Below are 15,434 nucleotides of genomic sequence, written 5' to 3'. Positions count from 1 at the left end.
GTGGAGCCTAGGCTAGTACGTATTCCGGCATCTCACCACTGACTTCTCGCTGGCTTCCATGTTCGAGACTTGGCCAAGCGGGCGCCCGAAGCGGCGGTAAGAATTTTCTTCTTGACAGTAGGAGACGAGGAGCACATCTGGCCGATCCAGGCAGCACGACCATCTATTCCGACGCCGCCGGAGTCTAACTGCCATGCTCATTGCGCTCCCAAGAATTGAAGTAATTCAGCACGTCCACCTTTTCGATAACGAAAGCCCAGCGGCGGCGAGCCATTCTGAGGGATCACGTACCCAACACCAAGAGTCGCATCGTTCTTTTTGTCCCCAAAGCAGCCGTAGGGGAACCTGTACTCGTCTACGTGTACCGTTCCCCCCGACGTCTGCAACGAAAAGCGCGGCGGTGACTCTACAGTGCATCCAGCCGATGCAGCGACCGGAAGCATAATCCCAGGATTGAAATCGGCATCTAATACGAAATCCTTACCTCGTCCCGAGCGTATGGTCCCCACAGGTGCAGCCCGGACTGGTGGGGCTTTTTTGTTTGGATCTTCTGCAGTCTGGATAGCATTTATCACATCTAGCCAACGGGCCATCTGATCATCCGTCTCAACAGCAAACGCGGGCGCGTCGGAATAGACGACATCTGAGAAAATGCCCGACGTTGGCGCAACGCAAGAAAGATTCGCGAGCGTTCTATCCTGCTTAGATACCAGCACTCCGGCGCGCTGCCATCCCTTCCCCTCACCTTCATAGACGGTATAGGCGTATTCACCGTTAGCTACCCGTATGTGTGTGTCTACCCATGCCGGCCCACGCATCACGCCTAGTCGGCTGAACGTCGTGGGGTGCTGTGGTTGAGCGGGGATCTTGAGCTCAATCTTCCCTAAAGCGCCGAAGCGGTATTGCGCCGTTCCTGATGCAGGGCCAAGGGTATTGCTCGCGCAGATCGACACAACCTTCTTGCCTACGTTGCACGAGAAGATCACCTGCTCTTCCGACTTGCAGTGCGTAGGCGTTGCCGCCTGGGCGAGTGCCGGCATTGCGCAGAGTAGTAGAACAACTATGCTGGGCTTTCGTGCACCTGCGCATCTGAACGACGTCATTTCAACCCCTTCGGAATTTCCGTAAGCACTTTTTTGAACGCAGCAGCCTTGTCAGCTTGGTGATCGAACAGAACGCACATGGCCTGACCATGAATCTCAGGGCAGCGAATCCGATCAAACCATGCAAAAGCTGCCACCAATCCAGCTATTACGACAATGCCTTGGGCAATCAGCACATGAGATGACTTCATAAAGACTCCATTGGTTGAAATACACACTTTACGTTTGGTTTTGCCGTGAATTTACACTAAACCAAACTTAAAGTGTGTGGAAATGGGCGAGCCTGTCGGAAACACTGCCGGCATGGTCAACCCAACGAATAAGTGTGGGGCGCAACAACTGTTCGCCGCCAACATGCGACGCATCCGCTTGCTGCAGAAGCTCACCCAGGAAAAGGTGGCTGAAGCAGCGGAACTACATGTGAACTACATAAGCTCGGTAGAACGCGGTGAACGCAATATCTCCATCTGCAACATCGAGCGGATCGCCATTGCATTGAACGTCTCTATGGGTGAACTACTTGCGCCGCTTGATAGCAGCAAGTGAGTCAAGAGACCGCATATTCGAACGACACTGCGGTGGCAATTCTTACCTCGGCCCGATGAGAAGATGGAACGCGGTAGATCCATGTCGGATGCTGAACCCTCGTACCACGCCGTGACCGCGGCATCATCGTCAGCCACGCGTTGTAATGGCCGGACTTCGGGGCCTCGGCGCTTGAATCCATGAGCAAGATCCGTGTAGGACTAGTGTCAGGCATTGCGCCAATCATCGCGATGCCAATACCCAGGCTCCAATGATTCATAGCGGTGCCCCTCGTGCTCACCAACTGAATCATCGTCAGCCTGCCCTCTAGCAGTTGTTCCAACGCGAACGCTGACGGGCAATTCGGCGGGCCAGCCTCGAACGAGCTACGCAGTTGAAGAGGAAGGTCCAACTCCGAGCACGCCGCTATCAGTTCTTTCGCGCCAAGGCCTGTAAAGAACGAGCCTCCCAGGGCCCGCCACATTCTCGCGGGTAGCCCACGAGTTCGATAGGCCATGTCACGTAACGAGCACGGCGGCACAAGACCATGCAATGCAAGCACAGAGCTCAGGCAGCAGATCCCGCATGATCCTGCATAGACGCCTTGGGGAAAATGAGCTTGCCCGAAATATTCTTCGTCGAACCACCATGCTGAATCGGAGCGCAAAGCACAAAAGCTTAGGGTCTTTTGCAGCCTTTCATCTGTTCGATCTCTTGCAGCCGTCGCCCTGCTCCGCTTTGCTGAAGTCTTGGGCATCTGTTCAGTACTCCTCAGGCAAGAGAAGCGTTGTCGCGCTTCGATCAGCCTCGGTGATGACCCAAATCCGATCCTGTGGCGACAGTCGATATGCAGACAGTAGGCGCTCCCCACTTCTGATTGCTTGGCTATTCGCCTGCAAGTCTTCGATGCAGAGGTCGCCCCAGTCTTCCGCAGCATGACGCCGAAGTAGATCCAAAGGCGAGACGGAATAATTCTGGCAAGCGGCGAGCGCGCTTTTGGTCGCGACGATGCGGCCAAGACAGAACGATGAACGGCTCTGGCGATTCATAGGATGATTCCTTGTATGGACGAGCGAACGCGCGCCATGGCGACGCCGATCGATCAGGCTCGGGGAAATTTCTTGGGGAAGGGAGAACGGGCGCGAGAGGCCGTTGAGGCGGGCTGAGGACGTAACGACGTCAGCCTTGCAAGAGTCAGGGCAAAGAACTTGCACAGACTCTATGATGCGTCCCTATTTTATTCTAATTTTTCAGAGAAATCCAGGAAGTTCCAGAGCTAACCGCCGAATTTTTGATAGTCGTTTTGTAAGCGGCAAACAAAAAGCCCCCGATTTCTCAACGAAATCAGGGGCTTAGATGCATTCTTGGCGGACAGAGGGGGATTCGAACCCCCGATACGCTTTTGACGTATACACGCTTTCCAGGCGTGCGCCTTCAACCACTCGGCCACCTGTCCTGATCTGGATACGCATTCCTGAAAATGCGAATCCGCGATTCTAGCAGATCGGCAGGAAAGCTGCATTGGCGGAACGGGGTAAAGAAAAAGGGGACGTTATTGCGTCCCCTTTTGCCGCAGGCTCCGCTGCGTGCCCCGCGGCCGCCATCCCGCGCTCGTCCGGGGCGGCCATGCTCACTCAGGCGTTCGGCGGATCCTGTTCGCGATACGAGCTGACCGTGCCGTCCGGCTCGGTTTCCTCCAGCCGCACCCGGAAGCCCCACAGCCGCGCCAGGTGCTTCATGACCTGCTCCGCGTCCTCGGCCGCCAGCGGCCGGCCGCGGCTCCTCAGGTGCCGCAGCACCAGCGAGCGATCGGTGTCGCGGTTGAAGCGCGTGACCTGGATGTCCGGCACCTGGTTGTCGCGGTTGTGCTGCGCGGCCAGCAGGCGGCGGATGTCGCGGTAGCCTTCGTCGTCGTGGATCGCGGCCACTTCCAGCTTGGGATTGGCCTGGTGGTCCGAGATCGCGAAGAAGCGGAACTCGCGGATCAGGCGCGGCGACAGGTATTGCGAGATGAACGACTCGTCCTTGAAGTTGCGCATGGCGAAGTCCAGCGTCTTGAGCCAGTCGCCGCCGGCGATGTCGGGGAACCAGCGGCGGTCCTCGTCGGTGGGCTTTTCGCAGATGCGGCGAATATCCGACATCATCGCAAAGCCCAGCGCGTACGGGTTGATGCCGCCGTAGCCGCGCTCGTCGAAGCCGCGCTGGCTGACCACGTTGGTGTGGCTCTGCAGGAACTCCATCATGAAGCCGTCATTGACGAGCCCTTTCTCGTGCAGCCGGTTCAGGATGGTGTAGTGCCAGAACGTGGCCCAGCCCTCGTTCATGACCTTGGTCTGGGTCTGCGGATAGAAATACTGGGCGATCTTGCGCACGATGCGCACCAGCTCCTTCTGCCACGGCGCCAGCTTGGGCGAATACTTCTCGATGAAGTACAGCAGGTTCTCTTCCGGCTCGGGCGGGAACACCGACGCGGCGACCCGCTCGTCCTTGTCGGCCTCCAGCCGCGGCAGCGTGCGCCACAGGTCGTTGTATTGCAGGCGCGCGTGTTCCTGGCGTTCGGCCTGGCGCGCGGCCTCTTCCTTGTACGAGATCGGCGTCGGCCGCTTGTAGCGGTCCACGCCATGGTGCGACAGCGCATGGCAGGAATCCAGCAGCGCCTCCACCGCATCGATGCCGTAGCGGTCCTCGCAATCCATCACGTACTTGCGGGCGAACACCAGGTAGTCCAGCACGCCGTCGGCGTCGGTCCACTGGCGGAACAGGTAGTTGCCCTTGAAGAAGGAGTTGTGGCCATAGCAGGCGTGCGCGATCACCAGCGCCTGCATGGTCATGGAGTTCTCTTCCATGAGATACGCGATGCAGGGGTTGGAATTGATCACGATCTCGTAGGCCAGGCCCTGCATGCCGCGCCGGTAGAACTGCTCGTTGCGGATGAACTCCTTGCCGTACGACCAGTGCGGATAACCGATGGGCAGGCCCGCCGACGCATACGCGTCCAGCATCTGCTCCGAGGTGATGACCTCGATCTGGTTCGGATAGGTGTCCAGCCCGTACTCGCGCGCGACCCGCGAGATCGCTTCGTCATAGGACTGGATCAGTTCGAACGTCCATTCGGAACCTTGCGACAACGGCCGGGGGCTGTCGGCCGATTCCGGCTCCACCAGTGCGCCCAGGATGGCATTCATGCGGTTTCCTTCTTGAACAGGTCATGGAACACGGGATAGATCTCCCCGCGCTCGCAAATCCGCCGCATCACGAAATGCGGCTCCAGCTTCTGTTCATACTCCGCCCACAGGCTGCTCTTGCGCGCCTCCTGCGAGTCGGGAACCTCGATATAGGCAAAGTAGCGCGTGGCTGGCAACAGGTGCTCGGCCAGGAAGCGCGCGCTCTTGCCGGCGTCGGCGCCGAACGAGTCGCCGTCGCTGGCCTGCGCCGCGTACACATTCCAGGCGGTGGGCGGATAGCGCTTCTCGACGATCTCGCGCATCAGTTCCAGCGCCGACAGCACGATGGTGCCGCCGCTCTTGGGATCGTAGAAAAACGTCTGCTCGTCCACTTCCTCGGCGTTGTCGGTGTGGCGGATGAAGACCAGGTCCACGTGCTCGTACTTGCGCGACAGGAACAGATACAGCAGCGTGAAAAAGCGCTTGGCCAGGTCCTTCTTGCCCTCGTCCATCGAGCCGGACACGTCCATCAGGCAGAACATGACCGCGCGCGCCATCGGGATCGATACCGACACGCGATTGCGGTAGCGCAGGTCCAGGTCGTCCAGGAACGGCACGCGGGCCAGGCGCTCGCGGCAGTCCTCGACATCCTGTTCCAGGGCCTTGATCTGGTCCGCGGGCGCGCCCGCCGCCTTGGCCTTGGCCAGGCGCTCCTCCGCGTCCTCGAGGTCGGCCCGCGCCTTCACGCTCAACGCCACCCGCCGCGCCAGCGACGACTTCAGCGTGCGGCTGATGCTGAGCATGCTGGGCGAGCCGGTGGTGGTGTAGCCGGCGCGTTGCCATTTCTTCTGGCTGACCTCGCCGAGCGTGTTGCGGGCCAGGTGAGGCAGTTCCAGGTCTTCGAAGAACAGGTTGAGGAATTCCGCCCGCGACAGGCTGAAGGTGAACTGATCGACCGACTCGCCTTCGCCGGGCTCGGAACCGCCCTGGCCTTCTCCTCCCTGGGGCCGGTCGAACGTATCGCCCTTGGCGAACTCGCGGTTGCCCGGATGCACCATTTCCCGGTCGCCGCCCGCGCCGTGCCGGAACGTCGGCTCGGAAATATCGCGGGCGGGCAGGTTGATCTCGCCGCCCTGATCCATGTCCTGGATCGAGCGGTCGCGGATCATCCCGTGGACCGCCTTGCGGATCTGGTCCTTGTAACGCCGCAGAAAGCGCTCCCGGTTAACGGCGCTCTTGTTGCGCCCGTTAAGACGGCGATCGATCAGTGAATTCATGATTCACCTCGCTCAGGAAGACTTCCTCACACGGAGATACCACTCGCACAGCAGCCTGACCTGCTTTTCCGTGTAGCCCTTCTCCACCATCCGGTCGACGAAGCTCTGGTGCTTGGTCTTGTCCTCGGCCGACGCCTTGGCGTTGAACGAGATCACCGGCAGCAGGTCTTCCGTGTTCGAGAACATCTTCTTCTCGATCACTTCGCGCAGCTTTTCATAGCTGGTCCAGGTCGGGTTGCGGCCGTTGTTGTTGGCGCGCGCCCGCAGCACGAAGTTCACGATCTCGTTGCGGAAGTCCTTCGGATTGGCGATGCCGGCCGGCTTCTCGATCTTCTCCAGTTCGTCGTTCAGGGCGCTGCGGTCGAAGCTCTCGCCGGTTTCCGGGTCGCGGAATTCCTCGTCCTGGATCCAGCAGTCGGCGAACGTGACGTAGCGATCGAAGATGTTCTGCCCATACTCCGAGTACGACTCGAGGTACGCCGTCTGGATCTCCTTGCCGATGAACTCGGCATAGCGCGGCGCCAGGAAGCCCTTGATGAACTCCAGGTAGCGCCGGCGGATTTCCTCCGGATAGTCCTCGCGCCCGATGCGCTGTTCGAGCACGTACATCAGGTGCACCGGATTGGCCGCCACCTCGGTCTGGTCGTAATTGAAGACGCTGGACAGGATCTTGTACGCGAAGCGCGTCGAGACCCCGTTCATGCCTTCGTCGGTGCCGGCGTAGTCCTTGTACTCCTGCAGCGCCTTGGCCTTCGGGTCGACGTCCTTCAGGCTTTCGCCGTCATAGACGCGCAGCTTCGAGTAGATGCTGGAATTCTCCGGCTCCTTCAGCCGCGTCAGCACCGAGAACTGCGCCATCATGTCCAGCGTCCCCGGCGCGCACGGCGCCGTCGACAGCGAGCTGTGATGCAGCAGCTTTTCGTAGATGCGGACTTCTTCCGACACCTGCAGGCAGTAAGGCACCTTGACGATATAGATACGGTCGAGGAACGCCTCGTTGTGCTTGTTGTTGCGGAAGGTCTGCCACTCCGATTCGTTCGAGTGCGCCAGGATGCAACCGTTGAACGGGATCGCCGAGAAACCCTCGGTGCCCTTGAAGTTGCCTTCCTGCGTCGCCGTCAAGAGCGGATGCAGCATCTTGATCGGCGCCTTGAACATTTCCACGAACTCGAGCAGGCCCTGGTTGGCCAGGCACAAGCCGCCGGAATAGCTGTAGGCGTCCGGGTCGTCCTGCGAATGGCGGTCGAGCTTGCGGATGTCGACCTTGCCGACCAGCGATGAGATGTCCTGGTTGTTCTCGTCACCCGGCTCGGTCTTGGCGATCGCCACCTGGCGCAGCACCGACGGGTTCAGGCGCACCACGCGGAATTGCGAGATGTCGCCGTCGAACTCCTTCAGGCGCTTGACCGCCCACGGCGACATGATGCCCGTGAGATAGCGGCGCGGAATGCCGTATTCCTTTTCGAGCGTGTCGCCGAAGCGTTCCGGATGGAACAGGCCGAGCGGCGACTCGTTCACCGGCGAGCCCTTGAGCGCGTAGATGGGGTGGACTTCCATCAGCACCTTCAGGCGTTCGGCGATGGACGACTTGCCGCCGCCCACCGGCCCGAGCAGATAGAGGATTTGCTTGCGCTCTTCCAGTCCCTGCGCGGCGTGCTTGAAGAACGCCACGATCTGCCCGATGACGTCCTCCATGCCGTAGAACTCCTGGAACGCCGGATAGCGTCGGATGGTCCGGTTGGAAAACAAACGGGAAAGACGTGGGTCGTTGCGCGTATCCACGATTTCAGGTTCGCCAATCGCCGCCAGCATGCGCTCAGCGGGGCTGGCATATGCCATCGGGTCACGCTTGGCGAGGTTCAGATATTCCTCGAGGGAAAGTTCCGACTCCTGCTCTCTTGCATACTGCGACTTGAAGCCTTCGACGATGTTTTGCACGGAAACCTCCTACAACACGCGAAAAAGCCATGACGTCCCTACGTGTCCCCATTGTGTGCCTCAGTGCTTCAGCGTGACTAGGGTCAACGCGCTATAAGCAATTTCGGCACGGTTGTATGTTGCTTTCGCCACACATCAACCAAGAGCACGATCGGGCCCTTTCCGTTTAGGCTGCACCGTTCGGACACAAGTTCCGTCAGGGATTGCAACCAACGTGAATAAGTTCACTCGTACGCCTTCAGCATATTGCTGTAGAACGGGCGCAGGATGCAGCCACGCATGAAATGGTCAGCAATGATTTGAAGGGATGAGATATCCCGGTGGATTCTTATGATCCGGACAACAGGTCCGGTGCGTTCGCTATGCGATGGCAGCGAACGGTCTGAACGGCGCAAAGCGACTACGTTCAGCAAGTATCGGTCCGGTGTGTGAAAGCGCCGGTACGCGACACTGGAATCCGTGGTGACGAGGGCGCGTGGCGGGTTATGGATCGGGCCATGAGCGCGTAGCGCCAAGTCATGGCCTAGCTTAAGCCCAATTGACGGTTTTGTGGCAATTCATTTGGGGCGTCACGGTAAAAAAATACCAATCGACAACCCTTGGAGCGGCGTCGGGGAATCGCTCTCAAACTTGCTGCGATCACGCCGCAAGCCGCGCGGGCAAACGCTATCGACCCGATCGCGCTGCGCTATCGCGGCATCGATTGGCAGCCAAGACATGAGAGTGCTAATACCCCTGGCGGCGTCAAGGATAGAATCACGCAACCGCCGCAGCCGCCGCGCGCCGCTTTTTCAAACACCGTCCGCACATCATGTTGCCACGCCCGCGCCCTGTCCCGGACCGGCCGCGCATCGCCCGCGCGTCGATGCGCTGTTGGCGTCTGGCGGTTCTGTGCGGACTGCTGCTGCTGGCAGCCTGCGAATGCAGCGCCCCTCCCTTGCCCAACGATGCCTACGTCTGGCAGCGGCGCTGGACGCCCGCGCTGAACCACGCACTGGCTGACAGCGCCGACATGCTGCGCGCGTGGCGCGTGCTGGCGGCCGAACTGCGCGCCGACGGCGCCTGGTTCGAGGCAACGCCCGACCTGGCCGCGCTGGCGGCAACCGGGCGTCCCGTCGTGCTGGTACTGCGGCTCGACGGTCGCGTCGGCGCCCTGAGCGAAGCCGACATCGACGCGCGCGCGGCCGCCTTGCTCTCGGCCTGGCGCGGCGCCGGCATCGCGCTGACCGGCCTGGAGATCGACTACGACTGCCCCACGGCGCGATTGCCGGCCTACAGCGCGCTGCTGGCCAAGCTCAAGGCCCGCCTGCCGCAGGACTTGCGGCTGTCCATCACCGCTCTGCCCACCTGGCTGGAAAGCGCCGCGCTGACCGAGCTGCTGGCGGTGCCGGACGAAACCGTGCTGCAGGTCCACGCCGTATTGAATCCGGCGCAAGGGTCGCTGTTCGACGCCAGGCGCGCGCGCGCCTGGCTCGCTGCCTACGCCGACCGCACCGCAAAGCCCTGGCGGGTGGCGCTGCCGGCCTACGGCAGCCGCGTCGCGTGGGACGAACAAGGCCAGATCGTCGCCGTCGAAAGCGAACGGCCTGCGTTGATACCGGGCGGCCGTTCGGCGGAACTGCTGGTCGCGCCCGACACCATCGCGGCCTTTGTCGCCACGCTCGACCGCGATCGGCCGGCCGGGCTGGCGGGCATCGCCTGGTTCCGCCTGCCGACCCAGACGGACACGCGCGCCTGGAGCCTGCCGACCTGGCGCGCGGTGCTGGCGCGCCACCCCCTGACGCCGGCGCTCGCGGTCGCGGCCGCTGCGCCAGGGCCGGGCGGGGCGCGCGACGTGTTGCTGTCCAACCGTGGCAGCACCGATGCGCCGCTGCCCTTCATCGTCAGGCTGGACGCCCGCTGCCGCGCCGCCGACGGCATCAACGGCTATACCCTTGAATATGATCGGCAGGGCGGGTATCTTCGGCGCGCGCGGGATGGCCTGCTGCGCGCCGGCGCCGAACGCGCCATAGGATGGATCCGCTGTGACGCCGCAACCCCGAGCTTCCATGTACAACCGTAAATCGCTGATCGCCGCCTTGCTGCTGGCCGGCGCGGGCATCGTCATTGCCTGCGGTCCCGACTTCCCGCCACAGCTGCTGGACGACCGCGCCGGCACGCTGCAGGGCACGCCCGCCAATTCGTTCGCCTACGAGGCGATGCGCCTGGTCCCCGCCACGGACTCGCTGCGCGCCAATGAATCACCACTGCTGCCGGACGGCAGCTACCGCTCCGACGCCATCCCGGAAGCCTACGACCCCGCGCTCACGCCGGCACAGCTCGACCAGCTGCGGTTGATGCGCACCCGTCCGGACGGCGAGCAGGCGTACGCCGCGGGCGCCGGCCTGCCTGAAGCGGTCCGCCTCTATGCCGCGGCCGCGGTCGACTACCACACAGCGCCGCAGGCCCCGCACGAGCAGCGCTGGGAACGGGCGCGCCAGCGCCTGCGGGCAATCCTGGCGCTGCCTGCCGAGCAGGCGGCGACGCGCAGCGTCTGGGCCGCCTACATGCTGGCCGAAACCGGGAACCCGGGCACGGCGGCGCAGGACTATGCGCGCGTGCGCGAGATGGCGCTGCAAGGCGCCCCCGATCCGCTCGGCCTGGCCGTTGCCAGCTACGGCCAGCAGGCGCGGCTGTCGCTGACCGGCAGCCTGGGACAATGCGCGTATGAAGACGTGGTCAATGCAACGCCCTGCCTGGACGCCATCGCCCCGGCCAACCTGCATCAGGCGGTGCGCCTGTACGCCGCCCAGGCCGCCCGCGACTCGATCAGCGGGCGCGAATCGCTGCGCCTGATCGCCGACTGGGCGCTGGCCTCGGCGGCGCGAGCCGGCCGCCTGATCGACGACCCGGTGGGCCAACGCCTGCTGGTGGCGTATGGCCTGGCCCGTATCGGCGATATCGTCGACGGCAAGCCAGACAGCGCCCGCGACCCGTTCGCCAACTTCGAACAGACCGGCCGCCTGAGCCTGGCCGATGCCGCCGGCGGCGCGCCCAACGTCGTGCCCAACCCGGCGCTGCAATCGCTCGTGGCCGCGTTGCAGACCCAGGACCCGCAACGCATCGCCGATGCCGATCGGGTCGCGGCGCTGGCCTATCGCGTGGGCCGCTACGATCTCGCCCAGACCCTGGCCGAGCGGCTCGACACGGCATTGGCCTGGTGGGTGCGCGCCAAACTGGCCATCCGCCGCGGTGACAACGAACTCGCCGCCCAGGCCTATGCCCGCGCGATCGCGGCATTCCCGCGGGCCGATGGCAGTCTCGAACCTGGATCGGCCTCCCTGCTCAAGGCCGAACAAGGCGTGCTGTCGCTGTCGCGCGGCCAGTACGTGGAAGCGCTGGACCAGCTGTACCGCGCCGCCGCGACCCGCCACGGCGCCAGCCCGGCCGATGAAGGCTGGCCCCTGTCGCCCTACTGGAACGATGCCGCCTACGTGGCCGAACGCGTGCTCACGACCGAGGAGCTCAAGGCCTATGTCGACCGCCTGCCGCCGCCCGCGCCGGCGCCTGCGCGTCCGGCCGGCTTCAGCCGCTATACGCCCGAACAGTTCTATCAATGGAGCCGCCTGAATCCGCCGCCCGCGCATGACCGCCTGCGCCAGCTGCTAGCGCGGCGCCTGGTGCGCGAGGGCCGCGTGGCCGAGGCCCTGCCCTACTTTCCGGCCGATTCCGATCCGCGCTTTGCCAGCGGGGGCTACGACGACGGCGCATGGAAGATCCAGGAGTCCGACGTGCGCCAGCGCGCCGCCCGGTACGGCGACGCCCTGCGAGCGGCAGGCAGCGCCTGGGGCCGCACCGCCCGTGCCCAGGCCTGGTACCAGGCGGCGACGCTGGCGCGCCGCGACGGCATCCGCATCATGGGCTATGAACAGGGCCCGGACTACGCCGTCTATGACGGCAACTATTCAACCGGCGCGGGTCGCGACGCCAACCCGTGGTGGCGCGAAGCCCGCGCCGACACCGGCATGCCGCTGGATACCCCGCTGCAGCGCGCCGAGGCCGACCTGCCGGGCCCTTATGTGACACAGGAAGAACGCAAGCGCTATGCCGCCAGCGAGGCGCGCCCCAACGTGCGCTACCACTACCGCCAGATCGCCGCCGACTACGCCATGAAGGCGGCCGACGAACTGCCCAGCCGCTCGCAGGCCTTCGCCGCCGTGCTGTGCCGCGGCGCGCGGTACGTCATCGACGACACGCCGGAACGCGCCTCCGCCATCTATCTGCGCTACGTGGACCAGGGCGCCCGGGTGCCCTTCAGCGACACCTTCGGCCGCGAATGCCCTGAACCGGACTTCCAGTCGGCCGCGCGCTTTCACTACATCCAGGCATGGAAAGCCTGGGAGCGCGCGCGCCAGCAACATCCCGGCCTGCTGTTGGCCGGCGGCCTGCTTGCGCTGGCGGCGCTCGGCGCCGCGCTGTGGGCCTGGCGCAGCGCCACCCCGGCGGCTCGCGGCGGCAAGCGCTAGGGCGTCTGGACGGCCGGCAATTCGACCCGCCGCAACAGTCCGCGCCAATGCTCCGGCACCCGGGCGCGCACGCGCAGGTCTGCCGCCACCCGCTGCGCCTCGATGAATTCGTAGCGCGGGGCGGCGTCCAGCCGCTCCAGCAGCGGCAGCCTGACCACGCCGGCGGCGTCGCCCAGCAACATCGGCGCCATATATATCAGCAGTTCGTCGACGCAGCCGGCCGCCACCAGCGCGCCGCTCAAACCGGCGCCGGCCTCGACGTGGACTTCGTTGAACTGCTGCGCGGCCAGCCAGCGCATCATCGCCGGCAGGTCCACGCGGTCGGGCTCGGCGGCGGGCATCGACACCACGCGGACGTTCCTGGCTTCCAGCCGCGCCTGCTTGGCGGCGTCGACCCGCGCCGTGAACACGATGACCTCGCCGCCGTCGAACAGGCGCGCGTCCTCGGGAATCTCGAAGCGCCCGTCGACCACCGCCCGGCGCGGCTGGCGCGGCGTCTGCACGCTGCGCACGGTCAGTTGCGGATCGTCCTTGAGCACGGTGCCGATGCCGGTCAGCACCACGCAACTGCGCGCGCGCCACAGATGCCCGTCGGCGCGCGCCTCGGGGCCGGTGATCCATTGCGACAGGCCGTTATGCAGGGCGCTGCGGCCATCCAGCGATGTCGCCATCTTGAGCCAGGTCCACGGCAGCCCGCGGCTCATGCGCGAAATGAAACCGGCGTTCAGGGCCAGCGCCTCTTCGCGGCAAATGCCGGTGGTGACGGCGATACCGGCCTGGCGCAGGCGCGCCAACCCCTTGCCATTGACCAGCGGGTTGGGATCGCCGATCGCCACCACCACCCGCGCCGGCGCGGCCGCCAGCAAGGCGTCCACGCAGGGCGGCGTGCGGCCGAAATGGCTGCACGGCTCCAGCGTGACGTAGACGGTGGCGCCCGCCACCGATTCGCCGCGCGCCTGCGCGTCACGCAGCGCGCACACTTCGGCATGCGGGCCGCCGGGAGGCTGGGTGGCGCCCTCGCCCAGCACGCGGCCATCGCGCACGATGACGCAGCCCACCCGGGGGTTGGGCGCCGTCGAGTACATGACGGTCTGCGCCAGGGCCAGGGCGCGCCGCATCCAGGACAGGTCGTCGGATTCGCTGGGGTTCTTCATCATGCACGGATTGTATGTCCGCGGCGGATCGCCGGCACGCCGCGCTTGCCGTTCCGCGCCGGCGCGCTATGATCGTTCAAGCGGCCCGGCAGTCATGTCCGTTTTGGGCCGATGCTGGTCTCGGGACGGCCTCGCCCCGCCGCCGGGGCAGGCCCACAATACGCCACGTATCTCTCGAAATCCCAAGGCACGGAGCCCGCCGCCATGAAACAAGCATTGATCGTCATCGACGTCCAGGATTCCTTCCGCCAGCGTCCGTTTTGGGACGAGTCGGAATATCCGGCATTCGTCTCGCAACTCCAGGGCCTGATCGACGCCGCCCGTGCCCGCGACATCCCGGTGCTGCAGGTGTTTCACACCAGCGTCGCCAACGATCCAGCCAACCCATTCTCGCTGGCCTCCGGCCATGTCAGGACATTGAAGGAACTGCGCATCGAGCCCGACGCCGTGTTCCACAAGACCGTGCATTCCTCCCTCTACGCCAAGGACGCCGACGGCGCCACGCTGCGGGACTGGCTGCGCAAGCACGGCATAGAGGGCGTCATCGTCAGCGGCATCCGCACCGAACAGTGCTGCGAGACCACCACCCGCCATGCCAGCGACGACGGCTTCAAGGTGGTGTTCCCGACCGACGCCACGCTGACTTTCGCCATGCAGAGTCCGTCGGGCAAGCACTACACGCCGGCCGAGATCCGCGACGCCACCGAACTGGTGCTGCAGGGCCGCTTTGCCCGCATCGCCCGCGCCACCGACGTCTTCGCCGACGCGCAATAGGGACGCGCCGCCATGATTCCCGTGTACTTCGTGTTGCCGCGGGGAATCGTGCTGCTCGACGTGGCCGGGCCGGCCGAGGCGTTCCGGGTTGCCAACAAGCTGTGCCCGGACGCCTTCGCGCAGCATTTCTGCGGCCCCTCGACCGAAGTGGAAAGCGGCATTCCCGGCCTGCACCTGGCGCGGATCCAGCCCCTGCCCCAGAAGCTGCCGCCCGAGGCGCTGGTGATCGTGTCCGGGGTGGTGGGCAAGCACATCCGCCTGGACGAGCCCGAGGCCCGCGTCATCATCGACTGGCTGGCGGCGCGCCATCCGGTCGACGGCTTCACGCTGATGACCGTCTGCGCCGGCGCCCTGTTCGCCGCCGCGGCCGGCCTGACGCGCCAGCGCGAATGCACCACGCACCACAGCTGCCTGGCGCAATTGGCCGACATGGATCCGTCCGCCCGGCTGCACGACAACCGCATCTTCGTCGAAGACGGCAACCTGGTCAGCAGCGCCGGCATCACCGCCGGCATCGACCTGGCGCTGCACATGGTGTCGCGCCACTGCGGCCCACGCGTGGCCAGTGAAGTGGCGCGCGACATGGTGGTCTACCAGCGCCGCGCCGGCACCGACTCGGCCCTGTCGCCCTGGCTGGAACACCGCAACCACATGCATCCCGGTGTGCACCGGGTCCAGGACGCGGTGGTGCGCAACCCGGCGGCGCCGTGGTCGGCGCAGTCGCTGGCCGAGCAGGCCCACACCAGTTCGCGCCACCTGACGCGGCTGTTCCGCGAGCACGCCGGCTGCACGCCGATGGACTACCTGTATCAGATACGCGTGGCGCTGGCGCGCGACATGCTGCGTGAAACCCGCCTGAACCTGGAGATGGTGGCGGAGAAATCCGGATTCGGCTCGGCCCAGCACCTGCGCCGCGTGTGGCGCCGATTCCAGCCGCAGACGCCCAGCATGGCGCGGACACCCGCGCTGTAGCGCGCCTTGCGAGTCAATCCGC

General features: G+C 64.6%; 12 protein-coding genes and 1 tRNA gene. 5 read left to right on the top strand and 8 right to left on the bottom strand.

Features of this window, described 5'->3' with window-relative positions; genetic code table 11:
* Positions 1–197 precede the first annotated feature (197 nt).
* Positions 198–1,040, bottom strand: a complete 843-nt coding sequence (locus ACUTAG_RS17990; protein ID WP_148317579.1) for a hypothetical protein — start codon at positions 1,038–1,040, stop codon at positions 198–200.
* A gap of 59 nt (positions 1,041–1,099) precedes the next feature.
* Positions 1,100–1,294 carry a hypothetical protein gene (locus tag ACUTAG_RS17985; RefSeq protein ID WP_148317581.1) on the bottom strand — a complete coding sequence of 65 codons (195 nt, stop codon included), beginning with the start codon at positions 1,292–1,294 and terminating at the stop codon, positions 1,100–1,102.
* Positions 1,295–1,376: 82 nt separating this feature from the next.
* On the opposite strand from ACUTAG_RS17985, the gene ACUTAG_RS17980 reads away from it, so the two are divergent.
* Complete coding sequence (locus ACUTAG_RS17980; RefSeq protein ID WP_316242800.1) at positions 1,377–1,649, top strand: helix-turn-helix domain-containing protein; 273 nt, start codon at positions 1,377–1,379, stop codon at positions 1,647–1,649.
* A 740-nt stretch (positions 1,650–2,389) separates the two neighbouring features.
* Here ACUTAG_RS17980 and ACUTAG_RS17975 read toward each other — a convergent pair.
* The 5 genes from ACUTAG_RS17975 to ACUTAG_RS17955 all read right to left on the bottom strand — a co-directional run bounded on the left by ACUTAG_RS17975 (position 2,390) and on the right by ACUTAG_RS17955 (position 7,998).
* A complete protein-coding gene (locus ACUTAG_RS17975) occupies positions 2,390–2,677 on the bottom strand; it encodes a hypothetical protein (RefSeq protein WP_148317583.1) in 288 nt (95 codons plus the stop codon).
* A gap of 316 nt (positions 2,678–2,993) precedes the next feature.
* Positions 2,994–3,084: transfer RNA gene (locus tag ACUTAG_RS17970), tRNA-Ser, on the bottom strand.
* A 178-nt stretch (positions 3,085–3,262) separates the two neighbouring features.
* A complete protein-coding gene (locus ACUTAG_RS17965; protein ID WP_020925243.1) occupies positions 3,263–4,813 on the bottom strand; it encodes a SpoVR family protein in 1,551 nt (516 codons plus the stop codon).
* Positions 4,810–6,069, bottom strand: coding sequence for a YeaH/YhbH family protein (locus ACUTAG_RS17960; RefSeq protein WP_006388664.1), 1,260 nt, complete (start codon positions 6,067–6,069; stop codon positions 4,810–4,812). Before ACUTAG_RS17960 ends, ACUTAG_RS17965 begins: the two co-directional genes overlap by 4 nt.
* A 12-nt stretch (positions 6,070–6,081) precedes the next feature.
* A complete protein-coding gene (locus tag ACUTAG_RS17955; protein WP_370445607.1) occupies positions 6,082–7,998 on the bottom strand; it encodes a PrkA family serine protein kinase in 1,917 nt (638 codons plus the stop codon).
* 874 nt (positions 7,999–8,872) lie between these two features.
* Here ACUTAG_RS17955 and ACUTAG_RS17950 point away from each other — a divergent pair.
* Both ACUTAG_RS17950 and ACUTAG_RS17945 read left to right on the top strand, forming a co-directional pair.
* Complete coding sequence (locus ACUTAG_RS17950) at positions 8,873–10,069, top strand: DUF3142 domain-containing protein (RefSeq protein ID WP_446650256.1); 1,197 nt, start codon at positions 8,873–8,875, stop codon at positions 10,067–10,069.
* Positions 10,056–12,512, top strand: a complete 2,457-nt coding sequence (locus ACUTAG_RS17945; protein WP_446650255.1) for a hypothetical protein — start codon at positions 10,056–10,058, stop codon at positions 12,510–12,512. Before ACUTAG_RS17950 ends, ACUTAG_RS17945 begins: the two co-directional genes overlap by 14 nt.
* Here the strand turns inward: ACUTAG_RS17945 and ribD are convergent.
* Positions 12,509–13,630: a bifunctional diaminohydroxyphosphoribosylaminopyrimidine deaminase/5-amino-6-(5-phosphoribosylamino)uracil reductase RibD gene (gene ribD, locus ACUTAG_RS17940; protein WP_085941813.1), complete on the bottom strand. Its 1,122-nt coding sequence runs from the start codon at positions 13,628–13,630 to the stop codon at positions 12,509–12,511. The genes ACUTAG_RS17945 and ribD overlap by 4 nt on opposite strands.
* Before the next feature lie 240 nt (positions 13,631–13,870).
* On the opposite strand from ribD, the gene ACUTAG_RS17935 reads away from it, so the two are divergent.
* A complete protein-coding gene (locus tag ACUTAG_RS17935) occupies positions 13,871–14,440 on the top strand; it encodes a cysteine hydrolase family protein (protein ID WP_446650254.1) in 570 nt (189 codons plus the stop codon).
* A 12-nt stretch (positions 14,441–14,452) separates the two neighbouring features.
* The gene (locus ACUTAG_RS17930; RefSeq protein ID WP_024067703.1) at positions 14,453–15,412 is read left to right on the top strand and encodes a GlxA family transcriptional regulator; all 960 of its coding nucleotides are present in this window, start codon (positions 14,453–14,455) and stop codon (positions 15,410–15,412) included.
* Positions 15,413–15,434: the final 22 nt, after the last annotated feature.

The sequence above is a fragment of the Achromobacter sp. CSND-B12 genome (genome assembly GCF_052906545.1).
The sequence above is the reverse complement of the archived record's forward strand: the minus strand, read 5'-3'. Positions and strand labels throughout refer to the sequence as shown.

Bases quoted from the DNA above. Each gene is read 5' to 3' on its own strand.
- ACUTAG_RS17975 (WP_148317583.1), bottom strand. From the start codon at position 2,677: ATGAATCGCCAGAGCCGTTCATCGTTCTGTCTTGGCCGCATCGTCGCG.
- ACUTAG_RS17960 (WP_006388664.1), bottom strand. From the start codon at position 6,069: ATGAATTCACTGATCGATCGCCGTCTTAACGGGCGCAACAAGAGCGCC.
- ribD (WP_085941813.1), bottom strand. From the start codon at position 13,630: ATGCGGCGCGCCCTGGCCCTGGCGCAGACCGTCATGTACTCGACGGCG.
- ACUTAG_RS17945 (WP_446650255.1), top strand. From the start codon at position 10,056: ATGTACAACCGTAAATCGCTGATCGCCGCCTTGCTGCTGGCCGGCGCG.
- ACUTAG_RS17985 (WP_148317581.1), bottom strand. From the start codon at position 1,294: ATGAAGTCATCTCATGTGCTGATTGCCCAAGGCATTGTCGTAATAGCT.
- ACUTAG_RS17950 (WP_446650256.1), top strand. From the start codon at position 8,873: ATGCGCTGTTGGCGTCTGGCGGTTCTGTGCGGACTGCTGCTGCTGGCA.
- ACUTAG_RS17965 (WP_020925243.1), bottom strand. From the start codon at position 4,813: ATGAATGCCATCCTGGGCGCACTGGTGGAGCCGGAATCGGCCGACAGC.
- ACUTAG_RS17980 (WP_316242800.1), top strand. From the start codon at position 1,377: ATGGGCGAGCCTGTCGGAAACACTGCCGGCATGGTCAACCCAACGAAT.
- ACUTAG_RS17930 (WP_024067703.1), top strand. From the start codon at position 14,453: ATGATTCCCGTGTACTTCGTGTTGCCGCGGGGAATCGTGCTGCTCGAC.
- ACUTAG_RS17990 (WP_148317579.1), bottom strand. From the start codon at position 1,040: ATGCCGGCACTCGCCCAGGCGGCAACGCCTACGCACTGCAAGTCGGAA.
- ACUTAG_RS17935 (WP_446650254.1), top strand. From the start codon at position 13,871: ATGAAACAAGCATTGATCGTCATCGACGTCCAGGATTCCTTCCGCCAG.